At 71.5% G+C, this 15,003-nt stretch carries 15 protein-coding genes, 1 tRNA gene and 1 pseudogene; 8 read left to right on the top strand and 9 right to left on the bottom strand.

Annotated features, from left to right (window positions below; translation table 11 throughout):
- Positions 1-13: 13 nt before the first annotated feature.
- The 6 genes from BLV01_RS02765 to BLV01_RS02740 all read right to left on the bottom strand — a co-directional run bounded on the left by BLV01_RS02765 (position 14) and on the right by BLV01_RS02740 (position 5,128).
- On the bottom strand, positions 14-871 hold the full coding sequence (locus BLV01_RS02765; RefSeq protein WP_254782484.1) for an alpha/beta hydrolase family protein: 858 nt from the start codon (positions 869-871) through the stop codon (positions 14-16).
- Complete coding sequence (gene thiD, locus BLV01_RS02760) at positions 864-1,676, bottom strand: bifunctional hydroxymethylpyrimidine kinase/phosphomethylpyrimidine kinase (RefSeq protein WP_091793822.1); 813 nt, start codon at positions 1,674-1,676, stop codon at positions 864-866. Before thiD ends, BLV01_RS02765 begins: the two co-directional genes overlap by 8 nt.
- 72 nt (positions 1,677-1,748) lie before the next feature.
- The gene (locus tag BLV01_RS02755; protein ID WP_091793820.1) at positions 1,749-2,417 is read right to left on the bottom strand and encodes a hypothetical protein; all 669 of its coding nucleotides are present in this window, start codon (positions 2,415-2,417) and stop codon (positions 1,749-1,751) included.
- A gap of 24 nt (positions 2,418-2,441) precedes the next feature.
- A complete protein-coding gene (locus tag BLV01_RS02750) occupies positions 2,442-3,839 on the bottom strand; it encodes a PhoH family protein (RefSeq protein WP_091793817.1) in 1,398 nt (465 codons plus the stop codon).
- Between the two features lie 145 nt (positions 3,840-3,984).
- Complete coding sequence (locus tag BLV01_RS02745; RefSeq protein ID WP_091793814.1) at positions 3,985-4,470, bottom strand: peroxiredoxin; 486 nt, start codon at positions 4,468-4,470, stop codon at positions 3,985-3,987.
- Between the two features lie 16 nt (positions 4,471-4,486).
- Positions 4,487-5,128: a glycine cleavage system transcriptional repressor gene (locus BLV01_RS02740; protein ID WP_091793811.1), complete on the bottom strand. Its 642-nt coding sequence runs from the start codon at positions 5,126-5,128 to the stop codon at positions 4,487-4,489.
- A 213-nt stretch (positions 5,129-5,341) separates the two neighbouring features.
- Here BLV01_RS02740 and dapA point away from each other — a divergent pair, with 213 nt between their 5' ends.
- Both dapA and BLV01_RS02730 read left to right on the top strand, forming a co-directional pair.
- Complete coding sequence (gene dapA, locus BLV01_RS02735; protein WP_091793808.1) at positions 5,342-6,247, top strand: 4-hydroxy-tetrahydrodipicolinate synthase; 906 nt, start codon at positions 5,342-5,344, stop codon at positions 6,245-6,247.
- 19 nt (positions 6,248-6,266) lie between these two features.
- Positions 6,267-6,791, top strand: coding sequence for a hypothetical protein (locus BLV01_RS02730; protein ID WP_091793806.1), 525 nt, complete (start codon positions 6,267-6,269; stop codon positions 6,789-6,791).
- Positions 6,792-6,991: 200 nt separating this feature from the next.
- On the opposite strand, the gene BLV01_RS02725 is transcribed toward BLV01_RS02730, so the two are convergent.
- From BLV01_RS02725 to BLV01_RS02715, 3 genes are all read right to left on the bottom strand, one after another.
- Entirely contained in the window at positions 6,992-7,621 is a 630-nt protein-coding gene (locus BLV01_RS02725; RefSeq protein ID WP_139178403.1) for a hypothetical protein, read from the bottom strand.
- Positions 7,622-7,739: 118 nt separating this feature from the next.
- On the bottom strand, positions 7,740-8,063 hold the full coding sequence (gene fdxA / locus BLV01_RS02720) for a ferredoxin FdxA (protein ID WP_091793800.1): 324 nt from the start codon (positions 8,061-8,063) through the stop codon (positions 7,740-7,742).
- A 369-nt stretch (positions 8,064-8,432) separates the two neighbouring features.
- A tRNA-Glu gene (locus BLV01_RS02715) sits at positions 8,433-8,508 on the bottom strand.
- A 195-nt stretch (positions 8,509-8,703) separates the two neighbouring features.
- On the opposite strand from BLV01_RS02715, the pseudogene pcnB reads away from it, so the two are divergent.
- From pcnB to pgi, 6 genes and pseudogenes are all read left to right on the top strand, one after another.
- A pseudogene (gene pcnB / locus BLV01_RS02710) lies at positions 8,704-10,032 on the top strand (polynucleotide adenylyltransferase PcnB); the annotation flags it as partial.
- Positions 10,033-10,225: 193 nt separating this feature from the next.
- Positions 10,226-10,741, top strand: coding sequence for a 2-amino-4-hydroxy-6-hydroxymethyldihydropteridine diphosphokinase (gene folK, locus BLV01_RS02705; RefSeq protein WP_091794632.1), 516 nt, complete (start codon positions 10,226-10,228; stop codon positions 10,739-10,741).
- A 312-nt stretch (positions 10,742-11,053) separates the two neighbouring features.
- A complete protein-coding gene (panB, locus tag BLV01_RS02700; RefSeq protein WP_091793793.1) occupies positions 11,054-11,893 on the top strand; it encodes a 3-methyl-2-oxobutanoate hydroxymethyltransferase in 840 nt (279 codons plus the stop codon).
- Between the two features lie 163 nt (positions 11,894-12,056).
- Positions 12,057-12,908 carry a pantoate--beta-alanine ligase gene (gene panC / locus BLV01_RS02695; protein ID WP_091793790.1) on the top strand — a complete coding sequence of 284 codons (852 nt, stop codon included), beginning with the start codon at positions 12,057-12,059 and terminating at the stop codon, positions 12,906-12,908.
- Positions 12,909-13,046: 138 nt separating this feature from the next.
- Positions 13,047-13,427, top strand: a complete 381-nt coding sequence (panD, locus tag BLV01_RS02690; protein ID WP_057948096.1) for an aspartate 1-decarboxylase — start codon at positions 13,047-13,049, stop codon at positions 13,425-13,427.
- A gap of 13 nt (positions 13,428-13,440) precedes the next feature.
- Positions 13,441-14,952: a glucose-6-phosphate isomerase gene (gene pgi, locus BLV01_RS02685; RefSeq protein WP_091793785.1), complete on the top strand. Its 1,512-nt coding sequence runs from the start codon at positions 13,441-13,443 to the stop codon at positions 14,950-14,952.
- The last annotated feature ends 51 nt before the right edge of the window (positions 14,953-15,003 follow it).

Genomic DNA, 15,003 nt, shown 5'->3' with positions numbered 1-15,003 from the left:
CTCCCGCGAACGACTAGCGCAGCAACGCAGCGACTACGGCGTCGGGCTGCTTCATCCAGGCGAAGTGATCGGCGCGAGCGCCCAACGCCCGCGCGTCCAGTTCGGTCGATTCGACCTTGGCCAGCGGCAATTTGCCGAGCAGAAAATCCTGCGACGCGCGCGGCACCAGCCAATCGTCGACCATGCGCACCGCGCGCGCGTCCACGCGCACCCGCGCCATGCCGGCTTGCATGTCCGCCTCGATCCCGCGCGCCGCGTAAACGCCGCTCAACGCGGTGCGGCCCCAGTCGCGGATCAGGCTGCGCGCTTCGGTGCCGCCGAAACCGATGCGGCGGCCGGGCAGGGTGCCGTTGACTTGCGCCAGCCACGGCAGGAAACGGTAGATCAGCGGCATCGCCAGGCGCTGCGGCATCGGCCAGGTCGGCCAGTACGGTGCGCCGCTGGCGGCCAGCCACAGCGCGGTGGGAATGTGCGGGTCGTTGTGCAGCGCGGCCAACCCGAGCCGCATGCACGCCATCTGCCCGCCGAGGCTGTGGCCGCCGACGATGCGGCGCACGCCCGGCAGCGCGGCGGCGACTGCGGCGTCGCTGAGCGGCAGGTCGTCGAGCAGCAGTTCGCGGTAGCCCCAATCCACAGCGCGGCTGGCGCGCAGGTTGCTGCTGCCGTTGCCGCGCCACTCGTGCACGAACACCGCGATGCCGCGCGCGGCCAGCGCTTGCGCGAAGGGCTGGTAGTGGCGCGCGGCCACGCCGAGCGCCGGCAGCCACAGCAGGCTGGCGCTGGGGCGCGGCGGGATCGCGCAGCTCAGCGACCAGGCGTGGCCGTCGGCCGCGGCCAGTGCGCGCGGTTCGCGGTCGATCGGCTCAGCCACGCGGCGCGGCGCCGAAGTGATCGAGCACCAGCACTTCGCTGCGGCCGGGCTTATAGCCCTGGCGCAGCGCGAGGTGGACGTAGTCGGCCGCGGCGATGCTGGCGTCTTCCAGCGAACGGCCCAGGCACAGGTTCGCCGCGACCGCCGAGGCCAGCGTGCAGCCGGTGCCGTGCGCGTCGACCTGCAGGCGCGGATGGGCGATCTCGCGCGGCGCGGCGCCGGGCGCGGCGAACAGGTCGACCACGTCGCCGTCGCCGGGCAGGTGGCCGCCCTTGAGCAGCGCCGCGCGCGCGCCGAGCGCGAACAGGCCGTCGAGCGCGGCGCGCATGGCGTCGCGGTCGGCGATCGGCGCGCCGAGCAGCAGCTCGGCTTCGGGCAGGTTCGGGGTGACCACGCTCGCCAGCGGCAGCAGCCGCGTGCGCAGCGCGTCCAGCGCGGAAGGCTCGAGCAGGCGCGCGCCGGAGGTGGCGACCATCACCGGGTCGAGCACCAGCCAGCGCGGCTGGTGATGCTCCAGCGCATCGGCCACCGCGTGGATGACTTCGGCGGTGGCGAGCATGCCGAGCTTGACCGCGCGCACGTCGAAGTCGTCGAAGCAGGCGTCGATCTGCGCGCGCAGGAAGCCGGTGTCGGGCACGTGCACCGCGGTCACCCCGCGGGTGTGCTGCGCGGTCAGCGCGGCCAGCGCGCTGAGGCCGTGCACGCGGTGCGCAGCGAAGGTCTTGAGGTCGGCCTGGATGCCGGCGCCGCCGCCGGAGTCGGAGCCGGCGATGGTCAGGGCGGAAATGGGGGAGGGTGCGCTCATGGCGCCAGCGTAGCGAAAAGCGCCCGCCGCGGCAGCGCCGATGCGGGCGTCATCGCGGCGCGGCGGCCCGGTTCAGGCCGGTGTCGGCGCCGCGGCCGCGCGTCGCGCGGTCCACAGGCGGCGGCCGACGAGCCACGTCAGCAGCAGCGCCGCGAGCGCCATCAACGGATCCAGGAACACGCAGAGCAAGCGCCCGAACCACGCCCACTCGGTCTGCCAGCTGCCGCTGACCTTGGGACGCAGGCCGACGTTGATCAGGGTCGTCACGCCGGCCAGTTCCGGCACCGGCCGGGTCGCCTGGACCTGCAGCCGGTACCAGCCCGGCGGCGCGGCGAAGCTGCCGGCTTGGCGCCAGAACATGTCGCTGTTCCAGGCGTCCAGGCCTTCGGTCCGCGGTTCGCCCTGGGCGACGATGCGGCCGCTGTCGGCCTCGCTGAGCGACCAGCGCAGCGGCACCACCACGCCTTCGGAGACCTGCGGGCCGTGGCGAGGCACCGGTTCGGCGAGCAGGTCGCGCAGTCGCTCGCGGCCACCGGGCGGGATGAGGAACACCAACTGCATGCGGTAGGAGTCGCGCACGCGCAGGCGGATGCGCGCATCCAGCGCGCCGCCGCTGGCGACGGCGATGGGCGCGTCCTCCAGCGGCTCGCCCTGCACATCGTCGGCCCACCACTGGAAGCCGATCCGCGCCAGCAGCGCGATGGCGAAAATCGCCAGCGCGATGCGCAGCCCGCGCGACAACGTCCTTGTCGTTGCCGGCATCGTTTACAGCACTTCCGAAGCGTAATCGGCCAGGCGCGAGCGCTCGCCGCGGCGCAGGGTCACGTGCGCGCTGTGCGCCCAGCCCTTGAAGCGGTCGACCGCGTAGGTCAGGCCCGAGGTGGTCTCGGTGAGGTAGGGCGTGTCGATCTGCTCGACGTTGCCGAGGCAGACGATCTTGGTGCCCGGGCCGGCGCGGGTGATCAAGGTCTTCATCTGCTTCGGGGTGAGGTTCTGCGCCTCGTCCAGGATCAGCCAGCGGCTGAGGAAGGTGCGCCCGCGCATGAAGTTCATCGAGCGGATCTTGATCCGCGAGGCGAGCAGGTCGTTGGTCGCCGCGCGGCCCCAGGCGCCGCCGTCCTGGTTGTGGGTCAGCACTTCCAGGTTGTCGGTCAGCGCGCCCATCCACGGGGTCATCTTCTCTTCCTCGGTGCCGGGCAGGAAGCCGATGTCCTCGCCGACGCTGACCGTGGCGCGGGTCATGATGATCTCGCGGTAGCGCTGCTGGTCCATGGTCTGGGCCAGGCCCGCGGCCAGCGCCAGCAGGGTCTTGCCGGTGCCGGCGGTGCCGAGCAGGGTGACGAAGTCGATCTCCGGGTCCATCAGCGCGTTGAGCGCGAAGTTCTGCTCGCGGTTGCGCGCGCTGATGCCCCACACCGCGTGCTGGTGGTGGCGGAAGTCGTCGACGATCTGCAGGGTGACGCGTTCCTCGCCGACCTTGGTGACCTTGAGCTCGGACTCGTCGTCGCCGGGCAGGTACAGGAACTGGTTGGGATACCAGTCGTCGTTTTCGGTGCGGGCGATTTCGTAGAAGGTGCGGCCCTTCTCGGTCCAGGACTTGAGGTCCTTGCCGTGGCGCTGCCAGAAGTCTTCCGGCAGCGCGGTGGCGCCGGTGTAGAGCAGGCTGAAATCGTCGAGCGCGCGGTCGTTCTCGTAGTCTTCCGACACGATCCCGGCGATCGAGGCCTTGATCCGCAGGTTGATGTCCTTGGACACCAGCACCACCGGCGCGCCCGGGTCGCTTTCCTTCAGCGCGAGCACCGCGCCGAGGATGTGGTTGTCCGGGATCACCGTGCCGAAGCGCTTGCCGGCATCGAAGGAGTCGGTCTGGAAACGCAGCTTGCCGATGCTCTGCGCGCCGCGCAGCTGCAGGCCCTGCGGGCGCACCAGCGAGATGCCGCTGGAAATCTTGTCGGTGCCCTCGACCTCGATCAGCTCGTTGAGGAAACGGCTGACCTGGCGCGCGTTGCGGCTGGCTTCGGAGGTGCCTTTCTTGCCGTTGTCGAGCTCTTCGATGACCTGCATCGGCAGGTAGACGTCGTGCTCCTCGAACTTGAACAGCGCGGTGGGATCGTGCATCAGCACGTTGGTATCCAGCACGTAGATGCGCTTGCTTCGTGTCATCGACAGCTCCGCGGGAGAATGGCGTGGCGGCACGCCGGGGGACAGGAAATCGGAAGGCTGCGGGCCGGCGCGCAGGTGCGCGCGCACGGCGGCGCCGCCATGGCCCGCGGGGCGGGACGGCGGCGCGTCGGGAAAAGGGGCGGCCTCACTGGGCGGCGTGGTCCTTGAGTGCGGCGAGTACGGCTTCGGCATGCCCGGCGACTTTCACCGGCCGCCATGACTGCACGATGACGCCTTTCGGGTCGATCAGGAAGGTGCTGCGCTCCACGCCCATGTACTTGCGGCCGTACAGCGATTTTTCCTTGATCACGCCGAAGGCGTTGCACAAGGTTTCGTCCTTGTCGCTGACCAGGTCGAACTCGAAGCCCTGCTTGGCGCAGAAGTTCTGGTGCGACTTGATCGAGTCGCGCGACACGCCCAGCACGGTCGCGCCGAGCTTCTTGAACCTGGCCAGGTGGGCGTTGAAGTCGAGCCCTTCGGTGGTGCAGCCGGGCGTGCTGTCCTTCGGGTAGAAGTACAGCACCAGCCAGCCGCCGGCGTAGTCCTTGAGCTTGACCGTTTCGCCGCTGGACAGGGCCAGGTCGTAGTTGGGGGCTTTGCCGCCGTAGGCGCGATCGCCGGTGTCGAGCATGATTGGAGACTACCCGTCAGAACTTCATCGGATCCATGATGGCGTCCAGGTTCAGGTGGTCGCAGAACTCGAGGAAATCGTCGCGCAGCGCGGCGATGTGCATGCTCGAAGGCACGCCGATCGTGATCTGGGCCGAGAACATGTCCGCCCCGGTCTGCATCGCGCGGTAGCGCGAGCAGTGCAGGCTTTCGATGGTGATGCCCTGGCGGTCGAAGAAGTCGGCCAGCTGGAACAGGATGCCGGGCTTGTCCGCGGCGACGACTTCGACGATGTAGGGCAGCAGGTTGGACTGCACCTGCTTGGCGCCGGTGCGGTACCACACCAGCTTGAGGCCTTCCTCGCGCTCCAGCCGGGCCATCATGGCTTCGAGCTTGGCGACCGAGTCCCACGAGCCCTGGGCCAGCGCGGTCACCGAGACGTCGCGGCCGACGGTGGCCAGGCGCGCGTCGACGAGATTGCAGCCCGAGTCGGCGATCCGGCGGGTGACCGCCAGCAGCGGCGACTCCGGATGCGTCGTGTAGGCGTTGATCAGGAGGTGGTTATCGTTCGGCGACGGCCGGGAAGCGGAATCGGTCAAGGCGGCGCCTGCAAGGGGAGCGGATGTCGGCTCGGAGAATGAACGGCGGCCCGGGCGCGGGCCGCGACTGCAGGCCAGCATACTTGCCCGCGCTTTCGCGCCGCAAGTAACATCGCCCGGTGTATGGCCGTCCGTGGGCATGGTTTCGTGTCCGCAGGCCCGGTTCCGGTCGGTTGCGACCGCGCCCGCTCGGCCGACCGCCGCTGCGGCCCGCGGCCGCGGCGTCCGCGCCGTCCCGCCCGCCCCCCGGCGACCGCCCTGCGGCCGCTCCCCAACGCTCAAACAGGTTCCAACTTGCGACTTACCGGCAGCATCACCGCGCTGGCGACGCCGTTCACCGCGTCCGCCGAACTCGACCTGGACGCCTGGCGCACGCTGCTGGCGAAACAGCTGGAGGGCGGCACCCAGGCGGTGGTCGTCGCCGGTTCCACCGGCGAGGCGGCGGCGCTGTTCGACGCGGAGTACGACACCCTGCTGCGCAGCGCGGTGGAATTCGTCGCCGGGCGCATCCCGGTGCTGGCCGGCACCGGCCTGTCCAACACCGCCAAGACCATCGAACTGAACCGGCGCGTGGCCGCGCTCGGCGCCGACGCGGCGCTGGTGGTCGCACCGCCGTACGTGCGCCCGACCCAGGCCGGCCTGCTCGCGCACTACCGCGCGATCGCCGACGACGGCGCGCTGCCGGTGGTGCTCTACAACGTGCCAGGCCGCACCGGCTGCGACCTGCTGCCGGCCACCGTGGCCGAACTGGCCGCGCATCCGCGCATCGTCGGCATCAAGGAAGCGGTGTCCGACCCGCCGCGCATGCACGAACTGCTGGCGCTGAAGTCCGACGGCTTCGCCGTGCTCAGCGGCGACGATCCGAGCGCGTGCCGGGCCATGCTGGCCGGCGCCGACGGCATCGTCTCGGTCGGCTCCAACGCCATGCCCGCCGCGTTCCGCCGCCTCGCCGACCTGGCCCGCGCCGGCAAGCGCGGCGAGGCCGAGGCCTGGGACGCGCGCCTGCGTCCGGCCTACGATTTCCTCGGCATCGAGCCGAACCCGATCCCGGTCAAGGCGCTGCTGGCCGCACAAGGCATCGGCCACGGGCTGCGCCTGCCGTTGCAGGCGTTGTCGCCCGCGCACGCCGATGCCGCCCGCCAGGCCAGCGCCCTGGCCGTCGAACTCGAACACCTGAGCCGCGCCAACCTCGCGGCCTGAACCCTTGCAGGAGATACCCATGCGTTCCAACGTTTCCCTGTCCCGTGCGGTCGTCGCCGGTCTGTTGCTGGCGGTGGTCGCCACTTCGGGCTGCAGCTGGTTCCGCAAGGGCAACAAGCTCTATGCCGAAGCGCCGGAAAACCGTCCGCTGGAAGTGCCGCCGGACCTCGACCAGCCGCGCACCGACGGCGCCATGGCGATCCCGGGCGGCTCGGCGGTGGCCTCGGCCAACCGTCCGATCCAGGCCCAGCCGGGCGCGCCGGCGTCCTCGGCGCTGGGCTTCACCCTCAACGGCAACCGCGACGACGCCTTCAACAAGGTCGGCGAGGTCCTCGGCAAGACCGAGGGCCTGACCATCGCCAGCCGCGCCCAGCTGCTGGGCGCCTACGACGTCAGCTACCAGGGCGCCAGCTTCCTGGTCCGGGTCAGCGCGGTCGAGGCGGGCGCCTACGTGTCGGCGGTGGACCCGCGCGGCCTGCCGGCGTCCGGCGCCGGCCCGACCAAGCTGATCGCCGACCTGAAGGCGGCGCTGGGCGGGCGTTGATCGATCCTTCCGGCTTCGGCCGGATGCGGAAACGGGCGCCGCTGGCGCCCGTTTTCGTTTGCGGTGGCGTGGCGGGCTGAGCCGAAAGCGTCGGGCCTGAAGGCCCTCCCACAAGAGCCCGGCCCGATGGCAGGGCCGTCCGCTCTTGTGGGAGGGCCTTCAGGCCCGATGCTTTTGTTCCAGATCGCCAACGGCCCGCCTCAGCGCACCGTCAACCGGTTCATCCCCTCGTTCAACAGCAACCGCATCGCCCCGGCGCGCTGCGCCAGCGGCTGCTCGCCCAGCGCGTCGAGCAGCCAGGCGAAGGACTGGCAGCGCGCCTGGCGCGAGGCCTCGTCGGCGCCGTCGGCGTTGAGCCCGGCGCCGAAGCCGTCGTGCAGCATCATCGCCTGCGCCGCGGCCGACTTCAGCGATTGCTTGGCCGTGCCGGCGTCGTAGGCCTGGCGCGGGCTCTGCAGGCCGCTGGCGGCGATCTCGATCAAGGCGTTGCCGAAGCGTTGGTGGCTGTCCGGACTGAGCCGCTGCGCCGCCGCCATCAGCGCCTGCGCGCTGCGGTCGGCGCGCGGATCGAACAGTGCGCACAGCGTGGCCGCGTCGTCGCGGTCGCGCGATGCGCTGCGCAGGGCCTGGAACAGCCCGTCGATGCGGCTGTCGGGCGCGCGCATCAGGGTGTCGTTGGCGCTGGCCATGATCGCGGCCGGATCCAGCCGCGACAGGTCGAGTTGCGAGAGATCCAGTTGCGACAGATCGAAGCCGCGGTGCTGCGCGCCGGTCGCCGCCGGGGTCAGGCACAACGCGAGCAACAGGCCAAAGGGCAGGAGCTTGGACATGGCGGCGCTGCGGTAGGGGACCGCGGCCAGCATAGGCACGCGCGGATGAACGCATCCGCGCCGCAAACCATGCGAATTCAGGGAATTGCGGAACTTTTCCGGCGCGCGCCGGCCGCGCTCAGCGTTCCAGCAGGTCGATCTTGCCGGTCTTGCCTTCCCAGTCCTTGGCGTCGGGCAGGCTGTCCTTGCGCGTGGTGATCACCGGCCAGGCCTGGGCCAGTTCGGCGTTGAGGGCGACGAAGGCCTCCTGCCCGGCGGGCACGTCGTCCTCGGGGTAGATCGCGTTGATCGGGCACTCCGGCTCGCACAGGGTGCAGTCGATGCACTCGTCCGGATCGATCACCAGGAAATTCGGGCCTTCATGGAAACAGTCCACCGGGCACACCTCCACGCAGTCGGTGTACTTGCACTTGATGCAGTTCTCGGTGACGACGAAGGGCATGGCTGGGTCCTGTAGGTGATCCGGTGCGGTGCAGGCCGGGCGGTCGATAGTGTAGCCACTCGCGCCGCGCCGGCCCAAGGCTGCGCGTGTTCTCTTACGCAAGCTGGGAAGCGGGTAACGCCACGGACGGAACTGCTCGATGGCGCGGTTGTGCGCGCCGCGTCGGCCCGCATCCGCGGCCTCGCGCAGGCTGGGGGCGGCGGCGCGGATCGCAATGCCGGGGCGCTTGCGCGCGGCCCGTGGCGGCCGGCGCGGGCCGGGCGGTCGGGTGCGGGCCGCCCCGTCCGGGCGGCCGGCCCCGGCCGGACCCGCCCCAGCAACGAAAAAGCCCGCGCGAGGCGGGCTTTTTCTGCGACATGGTCGCCTGGATGGCGCTCCCTACGGGATTCGAACCCGTGTTTTAGCCTTGAGAGGGCCACGTCCTAGGCCTCTAGACGAAGGGAGCGTTGGAGCTTCCGACCGGGGGCTCCGGCGACCGGAGGCTTCCTGGTGGACCGCACAGTCTCTCAATCCCGTGCGGCCTGCTAGTATATGCGCCGCCGCAGCCTCCGGCAACGGCCTGACCCATGAATTCTTTCAAAAGGCGGCGCGTCCGCGTTCGATGCAAGCCGACAACATCTCATCCCATATCCAAACCTCGTTGCGGGTGATCCCGCGCGACCAGCACAACGTCTCGCGCAAGGACATCAGCCCTAATGCGTTGCGGGTGCTGTACCGGCTGCGCGACAGCGGCTTCGGCGCCTACCTGGTCGGCGGCGCGGTCCGCGACATCCTGGTCGGCGGCCATCCCAAGGACTTCGACGTGGCCACCGACGCCACGCCCGAGCAGGTCAAGGGGCTGTTCCGCAACTGCCGCCTGATCGGGCGGCGCTTCCGCCTGGCCCACGTGGTCTACGGCCGCGAGATCATCGAGGTGGCGACGTTCCGCGCCAACATCGACGACGGCAGCGGCGACCGCGAGACCGACGACGGCGGCCGGCTGCTGCGCGACAACGTCTACGGCAGCATCGAGGACGACGCGGTGCGCCGCGACTTCACCGCCAACGCCCTGTACTACGCGGTCGAGGACTTCTCGGTGCGCGACTACGTCGGCGGCTTCGAGGACGTGCAGAACCGGCTCATGCGCCTGATCGGCGATCCGGAAACGCGCTACCGCGAAGACCCGGTGCGGATGCTGCGCGCGGTGCGCCTGGCGGCCAAGCTCGGCTTCGAGATCGAGCGCGACACCGCCGCGCCGATCCCGCGGCTGGCGCCGCTGCTGGCCGAAGCCGCGCCGGCGCGGTTGTTCGAGGAATGCCTCAAGCTGTTCCTGTCCGGCCACGCGGTCGAGAGCTTCCTCGGCCTGGAGCGCTACGGCCTGCTGCCGGCGCTGCTGCCGGAAAGCGCCGCGGCGCTGAAGTCCAACCGCAGCGGCGCGTTGCGGCGGATGGTGCTGGAAGGGCTCAAGGGCACCGACGCGCGGGTCGCCGCGGACGAGCCGGTATCGCCGGCGTTCCTGTTCGCGCTGCTGCTGTGGCCGGCGTATTGCCGCGACCTGATGGGCCTGCAGGCGCAGGGCGTGCATACCGCCGAAGCGCAGCGCCGCGCGGCCGACCGGGTCACCCTGCACCAGCTCGCCACGATCGCGCTGCCGCGCCGGTTCTCGCTGCCGATGCAGGAGATCTGGCTGCTGCAGTCGCGCTTCCAGCAGCGCCAGCGCAAGCGCGTGTTCCGGCTGCTGTCGCACCCGCGCTTCCGCGCCGCGTTCGATTTCCTGAGCCTGCGCATGGCCGCTTCGGACGAGCATTCGGCCGACGTCGAGTTCTGGCGCGAGGCGCAGCAGCACCCGAACGAGTCGCTGGCCCAGCACGAAGCGCAGCACGAGCGCGCGGACGAAGACGGCGGCGACGAGGAGGGCGGCGAGGGCCGCGCTCCGCGCAAGCGCCGCCGGCGCCGTCGCGGCGCGCCGGTGGGCGGCGCCGCGGAGTAAGCGCGCGGCGACGCGTTGCGTCGTCGCCCGGCGCGCCCGGTCCGCTCCGGTCGGCCGGGGCAGGCCGCTGCGAAGCGGTTCGCGCCGCTTGCGCCGACCCGGTTCCAGCAGCATCCGTTTCGCATCGCCGCACGCCGTCCGCCTCGCGGCCGGCGGCGTCGGCCCGTTCGCCGTCCGTTCGCGCCGCATCGCCATGACGCCAACCGTTTCCGCCTACATCGGCCTGGGCAGCAATCTCGGCGACAGCGCCGCGGTGTTGCGCGCGGCCGTGGATGCGCTCGCCGCGCTGCCGCATTCGCGCCTGCGGCGCGCCTCGCGCCTGTACCGCACCGCGGCCTGGGGCCGCACCGACCAGCCGGACTTCCTCAACGCGGTGGCGTGGCTGGACACCGCGCTGCCGGCGCGCGAACTGCTCGCGGCCATGCTCGCGATCGAGCGCGAGGCCGGGCGCGCGCGCCGCGCCGACGGCAGCGACCGCTGGGGCCCGCGCACGCTGGACCTGGACCTGCTGCTGTACGGCGAGGCGGTCATCGCCGAAGCCGGGCTGCACGTGCCGCACCCGCACCTGCACGAGCGCGCGTTCGCGCTGGCGCCGCTGGTGGAAATCGCGCCGGACGCGGCCATCCCCGGCATCGGCCCGGCGCGCGCCGCGCTGGCGCGGATCGACCCCGGCGGCATCGAAGCCCTGCCGCAGGAAGGGCCCCTGTAGGAGCGGCGCAAGCCGCGACCGCGGCAATGCAACGACCGCGAAAGCCCCCGAGCCGTACGGCCGCATACGATCTTTCGATCAACCCGCTTCGACGGCGATCGCGTGGCGCGCGTCGTAGTCGCATTGGCGCGGTCGCGGCTTGCGCCGCTCCTGCAGGGGGCGAACGGGGCTGCGGCGGTGCGCTGCGCTTGCCCGCCCGCTTGCCGCCGCGTGGCGGCCCGACAGCGTTCCGCCGGCGAGAGTCGCCAGCCGGCGGCAACCTGTTAAGTTAGCCGCCTCCCCACCACGTCCGTCGCCACCGGACTTCCGCCCATGTATACCTCGGCTCCGACCGATGCCACGCCTTCCGAGAAGCGCAAGGCCTGGACCGTGCCCATGCTCGCCGACGCCAAGCGCGACGGCCGCAAGCTGGTCATGCTGACCGCCTACGACGCCAGTTTCGCCCGCACCATGGACGCCGCCGGCACCGACCTGATCCTGGTCGGCGATTCGCTGGGCATGGTCGTGCAGGGCCACGGCAGCACCTTGCCGGTGACCGCGGCCGACATGGCCTACCACACCGCCTGCGTCGCCCGCGGCCTGTCCAAGGCCTTGTTGATCGCCGACCTGCCGTTCGCCTCCGACGCGACGCCCGAGCGCGCGCTCGACGCGTCCACCGCGCTGCTGCGCGCCGGCGCGGCGATGGTCAAGATCGAAGGCGCGGGGCACAAGCTGGAGGTCGTCCGCTTTTTGGTCGAACGCGAGATCCCGGTCTGCGCCCACCTCGGCCTGACTCCGCAGTCGGTGCTGCGCCTGGGCGGCTACAAGCTGCAGGGCCGCGACGACGCTACCGCGGCCCGGCTGCGCGCCGACGCGCGCGCGGTGGCCGAGGCCGGCGCCGCGCTGCTGGTGCTGGAATGCGTGCCGACCGGGCTGGCCCAGGCGATCACCGCCGAGATCGCGATTCCCACCATCGGCATCGGCGCCGGCCCGCATTGCGACGGCCAAGTGCTGGTGCTGCACGACCTGCTCGGGGTCAACTCGGGCCACCGCCGGCCCAAGTTCGTCAAGGACTTCCTGGCCGAAGGCGGCTCGGTCGCCGGCGCCTTCGCCGCCTACGGCGAAGCGGTGCGCAGCGGCCGCTTCCCCGACGCGTCGCATTCCTACGACTGAGCGCGCGCCGCCGCCGCGGGCCTGGAAATCGCCGCGGCCAGGCCCGACATAGGCCAGGGCGCGGCGCCGAACGCGTCGCGTCCCCCGGCCGGCCGCCGCTGCGGCCCGTCTCGCGCATGGATCGCGCCGTCACTTCCACCTCGTCCTTTCCGCGAGCTACCGCATGCTGACCGTCGATCAACTGGGCGCGCTGCGTTCCACCCTGCAGGCCTGGCGCGCGTCCGGCCACAGCGTCGCCTTCGTCCCGACCATGGGCAACCTGCACGAAGGCCATCATTCGCTGATCCGGCTGGCGCGCGAGCGTGCCGACCGGGTGGTGGCGAGCGTGTTCGTGAACCCGACCCAGTTCGGCCCGAACGAGGACTTCGGCCGCTATCCGCGCACCCCCGAGGCCGACGCCGACGGCCTGCGCGCGGCCGGCTGCGACCTGCTGTGGCGCCCGTCGGTGGAGACCATGTATCCGTACGGGGCGCAGCGCACCGTGCAGGTGGCCGTGCCCACGGTCACCGAGACCCTGGAGGGCGCCCACCGCCCGGGCCATTTCGACGGCGTCGCCACGGTGGTGGCGCGGCTGTTCAACCAGGTCCGCCCGGACGTGGCCGTGTTCGGCCGCAAGGACTACCAGCAACTGGCGGTGATCCGGTACCTGGTCCGCGACCTGGCGTTCCCGATCGAGATCGTCGCCGCGCCGACCCGGCGCGACGCCGACGGCCTGGCGATGAGTTCGCGCAACCAGTACCTGTCCGAGGCCGAGCGCGCGCGCGCGCCGCAGATCCACCGCACCCTGCAGTGGGTCCGCGAGGCGGTCCAGGCCGGGCAGGGGCGCGAGGCGGTCGAGGCCGAAGCCGCGCGCCGGCTCACGGATGCCGGCTTCGAGGTCGACTACGCTGTGCTGCGCCGCCCGGACCTGACCCTGCCGGAGGCGGGCGACGCGGACGACGGCGAGCGCGTGGCCCTGATCGCCGCCCGCCTGGGCCGCACCCGCCTGATCGACAACCTCGAATTCGCCGCCTGAACAGGGCGCCGGCGGCCGGCACCCACGGAAAAGCTGCGTTCCGTACGGCCTGCGCCCGGACCATGTTGCAGCGCGCCATGCGCTGCTAGACTTCAAACCCTTCGCGCCCGCGCGTCCGCGGGCCCACGAGTGACCGACATGCAACTGAACCTGCTCAAGGCCAAGATCCACCGCGCCACCGTCACCCACGCCGAGCTGCACTACGAAGGCTCCTGCGCGATCGACGGCCGCCTGCTCGACATCTCGGGCATCCGCGAGTACGAGATGGTGCACATCTACAACATCAACAGCGGCCACCGCTTCTCCACCTACGCCATCCGCGGCGAAGAGGGCAGCGGAGTGATTTCGGTCAACGGCGCGGCCGCGCACAAGGCCCAGCCCGGCGACCTGGTGATCATCTGCGCCTACGGCATCTGCGACGAAGCCGAGGCGGCCAAGTACAAGCCGACCCTGGTCTACGTGGACCGCGACAACCAGCTCACCCACACCAACCATTCGATGCCGGCACAGGCCGCCTGAGACCCGACGCACGATGAGCGACGACCCCCGACTGAACGAGCTGCGCGCCGAGGTCGGGCGCGTCGCTGCCACGCCGCTGTCCGAACTGGTTTCCGCCGACCCGGCCCGCGCCGGCGACTTCGCGCTCAAGGTCGGCCCGGTCTACGCCAACTTCGCCCGCCAGCATTACGACCGCGACGCGCTGGCCTGGCTGTTCCGCGCCGCCGAAGCGGCCGGCAGCCGGCAACGGCTGCAGGCGCTGTTCGACGGCGAGACCGTCAACGTCACCGAAGGCCGCCCGGCGCTGCACACCGCGCTGCGCGACGACTTCTCGCGCGCGCCGGCCGCGCACCAGGCCCATGGCCAGGCGCTCAAGGCGCGCGCGCAGATGCGCGCGACGGTCCAGGCGCTGGAAGCGAGCGAGGTCACCGACATCGTCAGCGTCGGCATCGGCGGTTCCGACCTCGGCCCGCGGCTGGCGGTCGATGCGCTGAGCGGGCCGAAGCCGGGCCGTTTGCGCGTCCACTTCCTGTCCAACGTCGACGGCCACGCGGCCCAGCGCACGCTGGCCGGGCTCGATCCCAAGCGCACCGCGGCGCTGCTGATCTCCAAGACCTTCGGCACCCAGGAGACGCTGCTCAACGGCGGCATCCTGCGCGACTGGCTCGGCGACGACTCGCGCCTGTACGCCATCAGCGCCAACCTCGAGCGCCCCGCGCAGGCCTTCAACATCCCCGCCGAACGCATCCTGCCGATGTGGGACTGGGTCGGCGGCCGCTATTCGCTGTGGTCGGCGGTGGGCCTGCCGATCGCGCTGGCGATCGGCATGGACGCGTTCGAGCAGTTCCTGTCCGGCGCCGCGCAGATGGACGCGCACGTGCTGCAGACCGAGCTGCCGCACAACCTCGCCGCGTGGCACGCGCTGACCTCGATCTGGAACCGCAACGGCCTGGGCTACGCGACCCAGGCGGTGCTGGCCTACGACGAGCGCCTGAAGCTGCTGTCGAACTACCTGCAGCAGCTGGTGATGGAGAGCCTGGGCAAGTCGGTCAGGCTCGACGGCTCGCCGGTGCACGGCGACACCGTGCCGGTGTGGTGGGGCGGGGCCGGCACCGATACCCAGCACAGCTTCTTCCAGGCGCTGCACCAGGGCACCTCGATCGTCCCGGCCGACTTCATCGGCGTGGTCCGCAGCGACGCGCCGTACCCGCAGAACCATCGCGCCCTGCACGCCAACCTGCTGGCCCAGGCCGAGGCCTTCGCCAACGGCCAGCGCAGCGACGACCCGCACCGCGCCTACGCCGGCGGCCGCCCGAGCACGACCATCCTGCTCGACGCGCTGACCCCGGCCTCGCTCGGCGCGCTGCTGGCGATGTACGAGCACAGCGTGTACCTGCAGTCGGTGTTCTGGGGCATCAACGCCTTCGACCAGTTCGGCGTCGAACTCGGCAAGCAGGTCGCCAGCAAGCTGCTGCCGGCGCTGGCCGGCGAGGCGCAGGCGGACGATCCGGTGACGCGCGAGCTGCTGGCGCGGCTGCGCGGATAAGCCGTCGCCACACGCATCCACGAACGGCGCCTCGGCGCCGTTCGTCGTTTT

The sequence above is a fragment of the Lysobacter sp. yr284 genome (genome assembly GCF_900107375.1).
Taxonomy (GTDB): domain Bacteria; phylum Pseudomonadota; class Gammaproteobacteria; order Xanthomonadales; family Xanthomonadaceae; genus Lysobacter.
Note: the sequence above shows the minus strand (reverse complement) of the source record. Positions and strands in the feature narration are given on the sequence as shown.